Source organism: Kitasatospora sp. CB01950 (assembly GCF_001905465.1).
Classification (GTDB): domain Bacteria; phylum Actinomycetota; class Actinomycetes; order Streptomycetales; family Streptomycetaceae; genus Kitasatospora.
Genome location: NZ_LISX01000006.1, coordinates 387,661 through 399,641, shown reverse-complemented (window position 1 = coordinate 399,641; position 11,981 = coordinate 387,661). Strand labels below are relative to the sequence as shown.

General features: G+C 71.7%; 8 protein-coding genes and 1 pseudogene. 3 read left to right on the top strand and 6 right to left on the bottom strand.

What is annotated here, in order from left to right; translation table 11 throughout:
* Positions 1-1,974: 1,974 nt before the first annotated feature.
* Positions 1,975-2,739: pseudogene (locus tag AMK19_RS18455) on the bottom strand (transposase); the annotation flags it as partial.
* Positions 2,740-2,819: 80 nt separating this feature from the next.
* On the opposite strand from AMK19_RS18455, the gene AMK19_RS18450 reads away from it, so the two are divergent.
* The gene (locus AMK19_RS18450; RefSeq protein WP_338015796.1) at positions 2,820-3,200 is read left to right on the top strand and encodes a pyridoxamine 5'-phosphate oxidase family protein; all 381 of its coding nucleotides are present in this window, start codon (positions 2,820-2,822) and stop codon (positions 3,198-3,200) included.
* An 82-nt stretch (positions 3,201-3,282) separates the two neighbouring features.
* Here the strand turns inward: AMK19_RS18450 and AMK19_RS18445 are convergent, their stop codons facing one another.
* Both AMK19_RS18445 and AMK19_RS18440 read right to left on the bottom strand, forming a co-directional pair.
* Entirely contained in the window at positions 3,283-4,110 is an 828-nt protein-coding gene (locus tag AMK19_RS18445) for a lipase family protein (protein WP_073812987.1), read from the bottom strand.
* Positions 4,111-4,692: 582 nt separating this feature from the next.
* Entirely contained in the window at positions 4,693-5,811 is a 1,119-nt protein-coding gene (locus tag AMK19_RS18440) for a hypothetical protein (RefSeq protein WP_073812986.1), read from the bottom strand.
* Between the two features lie 415 nt (positions 5,812-6,226).
* Between AMK19_RS18440 and AMK19_RS18435 the strand changes: the two genes are divergently transcribed.
* Positions 6,227-7,363 carry an RICIN domain-containing protein gene (locus AMK19_RS18435; protein WP_143200262.1) on the top strand — a complete coding sequence of 379 codons (1,137 nt, stop codon included), beginning with the start codon at positions 6,227-6,229 and terminating at the stop codon, positions 7,361-7,363.
* A 363-nt stretch (positions 7,364-7,726) separates the two neighbouring features.
* Here AMK19_RS18435 and AMK19_RS18430 read toward each other — a convergent pair whose 3' ends face one another.
* The gene (locus AMK19_RS18430; RefSeq protein ID WP_073812983.1) at positions 7,727-8,308 is read right to left on the bottom strand and encodes a hypothetical protein; all 582 of its coding nucleotides are present in this window, start codon (positions 8,306-8,308) and stop codon (positions 7,727-7,729) included.
* A gap of 258 nt (positions 8,309-8,566) precedes the next feature.
* Here AMK19_RS18430 and AMK19_RS18425 point away from each other — a divergent pair, with 258 nt between their 5' ends.
* Positions 8,567-10,690 carry a vWA domain-containing protein gene (locus tag AMK19_RS18425; protein ID WP_143200261.1) on the top strand — a complete coding sequence of 708 codons (2,124 nt, stop codon included), beginning with the start codon at positions 8,567-8,569 and terminating at the stop codon, positions 10,688-10,690.
* A 316-nt stretch (positions 10,691-11,006) separates the two neighbouring features.
* Here AMK19_RS18425 and AMK19_RS18420 read toward each other — a convergent pair whose 3' ends face one another.
* Both AMK19_RS18420 and AMK19_RS18415 read right to left on the bottom strand, forming a co-directional pair.
* The gene (locus tag AMK19_RS18420) at positions 11,007-11,438 is read right to left on the bottom strand and encodes a hypothetical protein (protein WP_073812980.1); all 432 of its coding nucleotides are present in this window, start codon (positions 11,436-11,438) and stop codon (positions 11,007-11,009) included.
* Positions 11,428-11,922 (bottom strand): hypothetical protein, encoded by a 495-nt coding sequence (locus AMK19_RS18415; protein WP_143200260.1) that lies wholly within the window; start codon positions 11,920-11,922, stop codon positions 11,428-11,430. The genes AMK19_RS18420 and AMK19_RS18415 overlap by 11 nt, the downstream gene beginning before the upstream one ends.
* Positions 11,923-11,981 lie beyond the last annotated feature (59 nt).

Here is an 11,981-nt window from a genome sequence, read left to right as displayed (position 1 = left end):
GGGGCCGGCGTGACTGACCGGGCTGTCCGCGAAGCGCTGCCAGGCCTGGGGGTCGTCGCCGAGCGCGGCAGTCACCAGGGCGAGGACGGCGGGGTGGGTGCTGTCCCGGTAGCGGGGGCCGCCTACGGTGAGTGCCGTCCAGGCGGGGAGGGCGAGGACGGTCTCGGTCTCGGGGTCGGGCAGGGCGAGGACGTATCGGGCCCAGGACTCGCGGTCGGAGGGGTTGCCGCCGAGGCGGCGGCGCAGGTCGTGGGTGAGGGCGCGCAAGGCCTGCTGTGGAGTGGAGTGCCGGGCGAGGAGGTCGGGGAAGACCGGTTCGCTCCGGAAGCCGCCCCGCTGGGCGCAGGACAGCAGGGCCTTCTCGACCAGTTTGTCGTTGCCGGTGTGCTGATCCAAGTAGGCAGTCAGGACGGCGGGTTCGACGGCGGAGAGCTGGCGGGGCGTCACCTCGGCCGGGTCGCCGAGGGCGGCGCGGCGGGTGGCGGACGGCTGGGGGAGCGGGTCGGCGACGATCCGGGTGATGTCGGCGAGCAGCTTCGTGAACTGCTGGTGGTCCTCGTAGTCCTGGGGGCGGTAGGAGTGGGGGCGGTTCGGGTTGCGCCGGGCGTCGCGGAGCACGAGTTGAACGGCTGCCCTCGTCTCGGCCGTCACCTCGGGAAGGTGCACCAGCACGGCGTGCACCCAGCGGAGGTCGGTGGCCCGGCTGATGCCATAGAGCTTCTCGGGCCGCCAGGTGTGCAGGGCCTGTTCAGCGACCAGAGCGAACCGCCGTGCCAGCTCGGCGAGTTCGTCCGGCGGCATGTGCCACGGACAGGGGCCGCCGAATCGGGGCTTCGCCTCGGCGGGGTCGAGAATGAGCCGCCAGCGCCCATCCGCCGCGTTCCGCGCCCAGAGCACCGCCGCCTTGCGGCCGAACTCGGCGCCGAGGATCGGATCACCGCCCAGACAGAGGCCGAGTTCCGTGCGGGCAGTGTCGTCGAGTGCGGCCAGCTCGGCCGAGAACCTGTCGCGGGCTGCCTCCTCGGATGCCCCCTCGACCACCGCCCCGCAGATCCGGGCCGTCAGCATGGCGGAGTCGAACGAGGCCAGGTCGTCCAGTGCGATCCGGCGGAGCAGCCCGGGTTCCACCATCCACGGCAGGCCTCCCAAGAGCTGTCGCCGGACCACCGAGTCCGCTTCGGTGCCGTCCACTGCCCGCACCAACCGATCGTGGCGGTCCAGTTGCTGCTCCAGCACTGTCCGCCACATGCTCTCCCAGGTGCGGTACTCCGCATGGAACCGCTCCGACCACTCCTTCGGGCTCTCGCCTTCTGGCCGTGCTCGGTCGGGCGGGCCGGGAAGCAGCACCACCGCCGCGTCGAACACGCGGTCGTCGAGGCGCCCGGTCCGGAGCACCTCCTGCGCCGGCGTCCGGTCCTTCAGCATGGCGGACGTGAAGGGCGGTGGCTGTGACACCCGCCGGTGCAGTTCGGCGGACACCGCGACGGTCAGCACCGGCGGACGGTCGGCGGTGCCGAGCATCCCGAGTCGGTAGGCGGAGCAGCCACGGAGGGCCTCCGTCAGCAGCTTCCCGTCGAAGTCGGGATGCCCCAGTGCGAGGGCGGCCAGTTCGACGGTCAACTGGGCGCGGTAGTCGGAATCGCCCGCGTGCAGGCCTTTCGTCACGGCGGCTGTCAGCATCCAATCCGGCGCGTTCCGCGCGAACGGCCCGCGAAGGAGTGCCTCCAGCAACTCCTCGACCTGCCGGTCACCGGAACGCTCCCGCGCCTGCCCGGCCGCCATCAGCGCGGCGGCCGAACCAGGTTCGGCGCCGGCCGCGACGGTGATCAGGAACTCCACAGGCAGCCGGTTGCTGCTGGCGGACATCGCTCTCCCCTCCCGAGACGGATCGTCACCCCATCCTGCTGCACCACTCGGACACTTCGGGCTGCCGAACCCGATCGCACCACGGCCGGAAGATCGGCCCGCCGATGGGAGCCCGGGGTGCATGCGGTCCCAGGCGGTCGTCTCGGCGGTGCCGTGGCGGGTGGTGGCCGTGGCGGTGGCGGTGTCGGGGGTGTGCCAGGTGTCGGGCCGGGAGAGGGCGAGGACGCCGCCGTGCTTGCGGGGCCGGCCCGGACGGGCGCGGGCGGGGCCCGGGTCGCGGAGCATGGCGCGGTCCGAGCGCCGGCGTCCGACGAGCACGACGGGCAGGTCCGTGAGGGCGTGGGCGAGGTAGGCGGTGTCGTAGCCGGAGTCCATGACGATCAGGATCTCCGGGTCGCCCTCGCTCCAGTGCCCGGCCCGGATCAACCGGCCGACAACGTCCCGCAGTTGGGCGGCGGTGGAGCGTGTGGCGTCGTCCGCGGGCCCGAGGCGTACGGCGTCCAGCAGCGCGGTCCAGGAGGTCCGTCCCGACTCCAGCGCGGCGACGAAGGAGTACGGCCAGCCCGGGACGAACTGGTCCCTGCTGCGGTCGCCGCGTCCGTAGACGTGGCAGAACAGCCTGTCGTCGCTGGTGGGTGCGTCGGGGCGGAGCCAGTGGGACACGTCGACGGCGAGCACGATCCGTCCGTCCGCCGCCTTCGGCAGCGGCAAGTCGGCCAGGGCTCGGCGCAGGCGCGCGGGCTCGCACCAGCCCCGGTCCAGGGCCGCGTACATCGTTCCGTGCCCGCGCCGGTACTCGGCCGCCAGCGACAGCTCGACCAGGGTCCTCACCGGCCCGGCCGTGCACAGCACCGCATCGGCGAGCTCGAACAGTGCAACAAACTGAGGGCAGGGAGGAGCGTACGTGGCGCTGACTCGTGACGAGCGGCGAGGGGTTCCTGGCGGAGCCGCGTGTGGCTGCTCTGGCGGTCGATGCAGGGGATGGGCACGGCCCGCTGGTCGTGCCGGTGTGGTGCTGGTACGAGCCTGGTGGTGACGTCAGGGTGCTGACCGATGCGGGCTGCCGCAAGGCCCTGCCCATCGAGAGGGCCGGCCGGTTCAGCCTGATGGTCGAATGTACGGTGCCGCGGGTCGGCTGTGTCTCCGTCGAGGGGCTGGTGGTCTGCACGTCGCCCGGGTCGATCGAGCTGTTCCGCGACGTGGCGGCCCACTGTCTTGCTCCCGAGCTGGTCGATCGCTGTGTCGAGATCGCGGCAGCGAGGTGCAGCGGTGAGCGCGTGGTCTTCCACATGCGCCCCGAGGGGTGGTTGAGCAGAGACCTCAGCGAGCCATGACCTGGGACCGGAGGGCAGGCCCGGGGCCGGCTCCGGATCATGTCCCCTCGACAACCGTCAACTCGCCGAGGCCCGGACCTGGTCAGCCGGTCCTGGTGAGGTTCCTCTCGAGCGCGGCGAGGTAGTGGGGCAGGTGGTGGTCCCTGATCGCGTCGGTCTCGGGGGCGAACATGTCCTGGCGGAAGCCCTTGCTCCGGTCCTTCAGTCCGGCGATGAGCGGCATGGCCTCGTGGAGCTTTCCGTCCGCGTCGAAGTAGCGGAGCGCGTCGACGTGGGTGAAGATCGGCTCGGGCGGGAGCTGGGGGACGATGTCGTTGTTGTTGACGAAGCGGTAGCAGCGGTTCCTGAAGGCCGCGTTGTGGGCGTCGGCGAGGAGGCGTTCGCAGGTGCGGGGCTGGCCGAAGGTGTAGACGCCGTCGGGGAGTTGGTGGGGCTCCTCGAAGTACCAGCTGGCGCCGGCCAGCATCGCGAGGGCGCCGCCGAGGCTGTGGCCGGTGAACCAGACGCTCTGCCCGTCGGTGCGCAGTTCCTGGACGGTGTCGCGGATCTGGGGGTAGACGGACAGCAGGGCCTGCCGGAAGCCGTAGTGGACGAAGCCCTTCTTGGCCGGTCCGGGGACGGGCGGGGTGTTGACGTCGGTGAGCCAGTCGTAGATCTTCAGGACCTCGGTGCCGCGGAAGCCGGTGACGATCATGCGGTCGCTGGCCATGGTGTAGGCCTGGGTGTCCTCGATCGGGAACGGCATTTGGTGCGTCGACTCGAAGTGGCGTACCTCGCCGAAGCCCCAGGCGTGGGCCTTCTCCTCGATGCCGGCCGGGTCCAGCACGGCCAGTCCGGCGGCCTGCGCCATCCAGTAGGCGTGGGGGAGGGAGTAGCGGGTCGTCGAGTGGTCCAGGGCGGGGATGGCCATCGGTGTCCTCCGGGAAGCGGGCCAGTGGGTCGCTCGGCAACCCATTCCCGCATGCGAACGGAGAGGAGTCGGCGGCGCTGGAGGCCATCCGGACGGACGCAATCAGCACGGAGTCGTGGTCCACACCGGCTGCGAAGGAGCCGTCCCAGCACCCGGAAACGCTGCCTCGCGACACCGACCGCGGGCTCGGCCGCCCGTCGCACCGGCCGGCCCGACCGGGGTGGAGCGGCATGACAGTCGGTCAGGCCACTGAACCGGCATCAGCCGAGGCCTCATCGGGCCCACTCCGGAGAGGCCACATGACCTGCGGCAACGCATTCAGCGTTCCGGCGGGCCAGGGGGTCTCATGCTCCACCCCATCCGCCGAGGGGGCTCGGGCGGGTGTCGGCGGACGTCCGTCCTCGGCGGCCAGACGTTCCAGGCAGCGGTTCGGGTCGCTGCCGTGGCAGCGAGGGCCGGTAGGTGCGCGGTGAGGCCGAGTGCCGTTGGGACTGCGTGTTGGCATCCCGCAGGACAGGGTCGCTCCAGCGCAACCACAGTGCGGCTGTCGGCGCGTCGGTGTCGCGGCGTGGGGCGCTCGTGTCAGACCGCGACGGCCTCGTCCTCCTGCAACTGGTCCTCGGTGAGCTCGTCGGGCCCGGCCTCCGCCGTCGGGCCGGTCGAGGCAGCCGACGCGGCCGTCTGCTGCCGTCGCTCGTGGACACCGGCGGCGACAAGCATCGCCACTCCGACCATGAACCACAGGACGAGCGAGAGCACCCGGCCGCCGAGGCCCGCGCTGCCGTCGAAGTACAGGATGCTGCGCGCACCTTCGACGAATCCGGCGCCGTTCCAGAATCCGTGCAACGCGCCGAAGAAGCCGTTCTGCAGGTCGGGACGGTAAATGCCGCCGGAGGTGGTGAAGTTGAGCATCACGAACAGCGCCATCATGGTCAGCGTGGTCCACCGCTTGAGGAAGGCGTGCAGGCCGGTGCCGATGGCGATGATGCCCGCCGAGTAGAGCCAGGCGAGCGCCCAGACGGCGACCTGGTGGTGGTCGACGATGTGGAACACGGGTCCTGCGGTCGCGATCCCGATCGCGCTGACGACGAGCGAGGTCGCCAGCCCGACCAGTGCCCGCACGCGCATGCCGAGGGCCGCGCCTGCCGTGCCGAGCACTGCCACGCTGGCGTAGGAGCCGATGCTGATGGTGACCAGCAGGAAGAAGATCCCCTGCCCCGTTGGGTCGCCGGCCGCGAGCGGTGCCACGTCGGTGACGGTCAGCGGCACGCCCTGGTGCCCGGCGACGGTCTGGAACACCGCCTCCGCGGCCATCGCGGAGGTGTCGGAGTTGGCCTTGGCGATGAGCAGTTCCGGATGCTCGGCGTCGGGGACGTACGCGCCGACGAGGTCCCGGCTGTGCAGCTGCTGCTCGGCACTCTGCCTGTCGGGCAAGGTGGTGACGTCGAGCGCGTCGCCCGCCCGATCCTTGAGGGTCTGGGCCAGCACCTGGTCCGGCGCCGTGGTGCCCACCACGGCGACTTTCAGGTGGTGGGGCTCCGGCTGGTGGAAGGCGCCCTGGTAGGCGAGCGCCATGCCCAGGCACATCAGCAGTGGTGTGAGCAGGTGTACTGCGAGGTGCCCTACCCCGTGCCAACGGCCGGGCGGGGTGTGGTGGGTGGCGGTGGGCTGGGCCGGTTCGGCTCGGTGCGATGTCTTCATGCCCGTGTGCGGTTCTTCCTGTGGTGGCTGTGGAGCAGGTCTGGCGCCCAAATACTCAAGGTTGATGAATGCAACTATTAAGATGCACTATACAACTATGAGCGCGATGGCCCGTAGCGCAGAGGAGGCCCTGCTGGGGCTACGGCGCCACGTTCCACGGGTTCCGGGTGAAGCCCCGCGGCTGATCGGTGGAGGGCGGATCCGAGGCGCGGCCGCAGCCGGCCGTCAGGGCCGCGCAGGTCGGTCCACGGCGCGGACGGCGTCGTGCTTGTCGACGAAGTGGCGGTCGTTGAAGGAGATCCGGACTCATGGCCTCCCAGGTGGTCGAGGCTCGGCGGTCGACCGGTTGTCGGCGGGCCTGGTGCGATTGCACCCGTATGGGTGATCATGACGTGACGCGACGTCATATTCCTTTGTGGAGAGGGTGTTCACCATGCTGGTCGACTGGCCCGCCGAGACGTTCGTGCTGCGTCTGCACCGCATTCCCGGCCTGGTGGCGGGTGTCGCGGTGGGGAGCCCGGAGGGTGCCCCTGTGGTGCTCGCGCCCGAGACCGGTGGCGAGGGCGAGCGGTGGGTGGCCGAGCGGTTCCGGGTGATCAACCACCGGATCCGGCACGCCGCCACCGGCCTCTACCTGACCGCCGAGGAGACGAGCCGGGGCGCCGCGGTCACTCTGCGGCCCAAGTTCTCCGACACCGGCAGTGATTCCTCGTACTGGCGGCAGGCGTGGCGGGCTTTCGTCCAGCGCGACAGCGGTCGGCTGATGGCGATCAACGACTCCTCCAACTGCCTGCTCGGCCTGGCCGACCCGGCTGCCGAGCGGCCGGGCGGGCCGCTGATCCTGGAGAAGGGCGCGGGGGCCGAGGACCGGTCCTGCACCGCCTGGGCGCCCGCGCCCGTCCGGCCGCCGGAGCCCGCACCCGCTCCGGCGCCGAAGGCCACCGACCTCCCGGTGGGGACGGGCCGGGTCCGGGTGCCGGCCCGCCGCTACGAGAAGCGCGTGCGAACCATCGAGCAGATCTTCGACGAGACCAGCTTCCGGGAGGTCCCCGGCGAGCTCCTCGCCCCGGGCACCCGCATCGAGACCTTCGACTTCGACCAGTACTCCCAGGGCGACTGGTACAAGGAGGGACGGGAGGGAAGTCTCCTGACCTTCACGGACAGCTACGACACGCCGGGCGCCGTGCGCAGGGCCTTCCACCGGCTGCCGGGGGAGCCCGCCCGCTACGTGGACTCCGGGGAGGTCGACGTCCACTACGTCCCGCCGAAGCTCGTCGCCCGCACCAACTTCCCCGCGGCGCTCTTCGACGACTACAGCGGTGCCCTCGTCCGCACGCCGTACCGGCTGGCCAACGGCCACGGTTTCTACAACCGGCCGGAACGCCGCGAGGGCCTCTACTTCCCCAAGCGCGACGGCGCGGGCACCGTCGTGCAGTGGAACAAGACCTGGATCGCGGACAACGACACCAGCTCCAAGGTGTTCCTGTGCTTCGACGGCCGCTACTTCATCGACCAGATGGACATCACCTGGGCCGAGGACGAGAAGAGCTGAACCGGCTCCCCACCGGCTGCCCTCGGCGCGGTCTCCGGGGGCGCGTGGTCGGCGCGCATGCGGGGACAGCGGCCGAGTCGTCAGTGGAACATGACGGTGAACCGGTCGGTGGACAGGACGACCCCTTCGACGTTCCCCTCGCCGCTCGTGACGTCCGGGTTCCGGCCGGGCGGCTTCACCGGGGAGCGCCCAGATCTGGATCACGGGTCGGCCGTGAGCGGCGCGCTGGTCGGGGTGGACGAGGGAAGGGCCGTTGGTTGTAGGACTGCGCGTGAACGCTGTCGTAGACGGCGTCGCCGACCTGCAGCTGCGGAAGCGCCCGTGCCCGCCCCGGAGCGGGGCGGGCACGGGCGGGTGGGCTGCTCAGGCGATGCTGAAGTCGTTGGTGGCGCCGAACACTTCGGCGGTGTCCCGGTTGCAGCCGCTGCCGACCGGGTCGAACAGGGTGCTGCGGTTGACCGTCTTGCCGAGGCCGCTTCCGGCGGTGACGACGCCATTGCTCTTCACCCGGGTGCGGGTGAGGTTGCCGCTGACCTCGCGGGTCGCCACCACCTGGCGGAATTCCACGGTGGTGGTGTCACCGGTGTCCCAGGTGTAGGTGATCGTCTCGGTGCTGAACCCCGGGAACGGATCCAGACAGGTGGAGTCCCAGATCACGGGGGCGTTCTGGTTGAGGGTGCTGCTCGCACTGCCCGAGCAGCCGCGGTAGCTGGTGCGGTGGGTCGCCGAGACGGTGCGGCCCGCGGTGGTCGGGCCGGGCTGGAACAGCCAGCTCTCGGACTGCTGCACACCGCTGATCGTGGTGAAGCAGTGGACGGTGAAGTTCGGGTTCGGCGCGGCGGCCGTCTCGACCGTCGGCCGGTCGGTGCCGACCGCGCTGGTGGCGGGCAGGAGGGCGGCGGATATTGCGGCGAGGACGGTGAGCGCGGTGCTGATCCGGCGCATCGGGTGACTCCGTTCGTGTGATGGGTCTCCTGTGTCCTTCGTCGGATTCGTTCACGAATCACTTGAGTGGTTTCCGCCATTCGAGTGACACCGTCGTTGTCTCCCCGCCCGGATCAACGGGACGCGTCGCCGGTCGAAGCGGTCTCCTTGCGGCGCCCAGCCGCTTGCGCAGGGGCGTCCGGATCTCCGTCGGTGTGTCCCGGGCAGGAAAACGGCAGATTCCGGTCGGTACTTGGTCACTATGGGGCAGTGCCCGATATGCGAGTTTCCTGTCGTCGCCCGTTCCTCGCCGTGCCGGTCCTGGTGCTCCTGAGCGCCTCGGCGATCGCTGCAGCCCCTCTCGCCGACCGCACGGTGCCGCCGCCCGGGGCGGAGACCTCCGTGGTGACGGTGCGGACCGGCGGGGACCGGACGACCGCGCAGGCGGTGGCCCCGCTGGCCGGCGTACGGCTGGGCCTGTACGCGGACGAGGCATCCGACGCCCCGGTGGACCCGGGGTGGGGTGTCTGCGTGGCCGACGCGGACGGGGACTGCTCCTTCGTGGTGCCGGACACCGGGAACGGCGGGGCCAACGCGGGCGCGCGCTACTGGGTGCGGCAGCTCCCGGACGGCGTGCCCGCCGGGTGGTTCGCCAACCCGGCCCTGCGCACCGGGCCGGGCAGCGGCAGCGACTCGGTCGCCTCCGCCTACACCTTCCGGACCCCGGCCCTGGCGGCCGGGCTGACGTACGCGTCGACCGACACCGGTCCCGACGGTTTCATGATCAGTAACACCTACGGCACCCACTACACCGCCTCCGGCGGCGTGTGGCAGAACTCCCGCACCAACCCCGTCCCCGCTGTCGGCTGCGGTCTGGACGTCGCGGTGGTGCTCGACCTGTCCGCCTCCGTGGGCAGCGCGCTCCCGCAGCTGAAGGCGGCCACCGACACCTTCGCCGACGCCCTCACCGGCACCCCGTCGCGGATGGCCCTCTTCTCCTTCGACCAGGCGTCCCCCGCGACCACCGTGGACCGCAACCACCCGGAGCTGATCCCGGTCTCCACCAAGGCCGGCGCCGACGCCTTCAAGCAGCTCTACGCCGGGTGGACGCTGGGCAAGGGCACCAACTGGGACCAAGGCCTGGCGGCGGTGGCCGCCGCCACCCAGCGGTACCAGGCGGTCGTGGTGATCACCGACGGAAACCCGACCCGGTTCGCCGACGACGCACAGGGCGACGGCTCCCGGACGCACTTCCGGGACGTCGAGAACGGCATCTTCTCCGCCAACGCCGTCAAGGCCACCGGCGCACGGATCATCGCGGTCGGCGTCGGCAAAGGCGTCGAGGGCGTGTCCGGACTCAACCTCCGCGCACTGTCCGGTCCGACCCTCTACGACGGGACGAACCTGCTGAGCGCCGACTACTTCCAGACCGCAGACTTCCCCTCCGCCGGTCAGGACCTGCACGATCTCGCACTGTCGCGCTGCCAGGGCAGCATCTCGGTGGTCAAACAGATCGCTCCGGTCGACACCACGGGCGAGGACGTCACCGGCTCGGTGAACGCAGGGCCGGGCTGGACCTTCGACGCGACCACCGACGACCCCGGTATCGGCGGCCTCCCGGCCACCGCGACCACCACCGACGACGGCACCGGATCGGTCGCCTTCCGGCCGACCTTCACCGGCACCGACAGCGGCCCCGTCACCATCGCCGAAATCCAGCAGGGCGGCTACGAACTGGTCACCCAGGGCGGCCGGAACGCGGTCTGCACCAACCTGAGCACCGGGGCGCCCGCCACCGTCACCGACCAGGGCGCCGCCTTCACCGTCACGGCGCCGAGCAACGAGGCGATCAGCTGCCTGGTGCACAACCGCCCCGTCCGGCCGGCCGACGTCACCGTCACCAAGACCTGGCAGGTCGACGGCCTGCTCCTGCCCGACGGGCAGCAGCCCGCCGGCCTCACCGCGGCACTCCGGCTCACCGGCCCGGGGGGAGGCAGCGCCACCCCGCAACCGTGGGACACCGCCCGCACCGGCTACCGGGTCGGCGAGCAGGTCACCATCACCGAGACCGCCACCGTCGACCGCCCGGGCTGCGCCCTCGTCTCGTCCCGGCTCACCCGCCTCGACGGCGCAAGCACCGACCTCCCCCTCCCCGACACCGAGGAGCTGACCGGCGAGCACCTGGCGGCCGAGGTCACCAACGTGGTCGACTGCACGCCCGAGCCCACACCGCCGCCCACCGCACCGGTGCCCTCGCCCACTCCCCCGCCGGGCACCGCCGCGGGCGTGCTGCCCGCCACCGGAACTCCCGCCCTGCCCTCCCTCCTGGGAGGGGCTGTCGCCACCGCCCTCGGCGGCACGATGCTGAGCCTGATCGCCGTCCGCCGCCGGAGTCGGCGGTAAGCGCTTGCGACGTACCGGACGACGGGGCCCGCCACGCGGGCCGTCCGCGCTCCGGGCGGCGACGGGCGCAGCGGCCGGTTCACGCCGAGCAACGCGCCGAGCAGGGCGCGGTCGCGTGCACGGGAGCCGCCCTGGACGGGGTCATGGCCATCCGGTTCAGGGTGCTCACCGTCGCCGTGCCGCTGTGGCTGGTCGCCGAGACCGCCACCCCTCACCGGCTCGTCCCGGGAACGATGCTCCTGAACACCGCCCTCGTCGTCCTCCCCCGCCCCGGTCGGTGGTCGGGCGGGGCGGGGAGGTCCTGTCGGAGCACCGTTCAGTGCGGACGGCGGGCGGTCAGGAATCCCGCGATCGCGGTGACGGTGCCGACGGCCTCGGCGATCGCGGTCGTGGCCTTCTCGGTGAACCAGGCGGGTTCGTACATGTTCGGCAGCGGGCCGATGGCGCCCACGTCCACGTAGCGGTACAGGAGCAGGGCTCCGAGGGTGGAGGCGGACACCAGCGCGGCGAACACCCAGACGGACCTGCGGTGGCCGGCGGCCAGTACGAGGAGCGCGGCGAGGGCGGCGACGGCGGCTTCGAGGCGGAACAGCGTGCCCTGGGTGATGTGCGCGCCGACCGCGTCGTAGCCGGGGGCGAGGTCGGCGTGGATCGCGGCGCTCACCGCCAGCGCCGCGGCCGTGACGAGCTGGAGCGCCCGGAGCGGCAGGGGGTGCCCGGTGGGGGAGCGGTGGAGGTCAGTAGCCATTGCCGGGCGGCGGTGTGGCGGCGCTGGCCGCGGCGGTCGGCGAGGACGATCCCGCCGTGCCCGCGCCGACCTGGACGTGGGCGTCCATGCCGAGCGCCTTGTGGTCGTCGATCGGACACCACACCTCGTAACTGCCCTGCTGGAGCGTGACGGTGAACTGTGCCTCGCCGCCCGGCGGGATGGGCGAGGTCTGCGTGGTCGACACACCGGGGCCCGAGATGGCCAGCGCGTGGTCCGTCGTCCCGGCGTTGTGGGCGACGAAGGTGTGGCTGCCGGGCGTGAGCTGCATCTCGGAGAACGTGAGGGTGTACTCCTTCTCCGTCACAGTGACGGTTCCCGCCTGCCCGCTGCCGGCGGCACCGGTGGGGCTGCTCCCCGTGGCGGGGGACTTGCCGCTGCTGCTGCACCCCGTGACGGCGGCCAGTGCGAGGGCCGCCAGCACAGTGGCGCGGGTGAGAAGCCGGGGTCGGCGTACGGGGGTCATGGTCATCGCCTCCTTGTGGGGACGAGACTGGGGCACCCGGTCCGACAGACCGGCCGCGA

Coding starts and splice junctions, on each gene's coding strand:
- AMK19_RS18445 (WP_073812987.1), bottom strand. CDS start 4,110: ATGGCCATCCCCGCCCTGGACCACTCGACGACCCGCTACTCCCTCCCC.
- AMK19_RS18440 (WP_073812986.1), bottom strand. CDS start 5,811: ATGAAGACATCGCACCGAGCCGAACCGGCCCAGCCCACCGCCACCCAC.
- AMK19_RS18430 (WP_073812983.1), bottom strand. CDS start 8,308: ATGCGCCGGATCAGCACCGCGCTCACCGTCCTCGCCGCAATATCCGCC.
- AMK19_RS18425 (WP_143200261.1), top strand. CDS start 8,567: ATGCGAGTTTCCTGTCGTCGCCCGTTCCTCGCCGTGCCGGTCCTGGTG.
- AMK19_RS18420 (WP_073812980.1), bottom strand. CDS start 11,438: ATGGCTACTGACCTCCACCGCTCCCCCACCGGGCACCCCCTGCCGCTC.
- AMK19_RS18415 (WP_143200260.1), bottom strand. CDS start 11,922: ATGACCCCCGTACGCCGACCCCGGCTTCTCACCCGCGCCACTGTGCTG.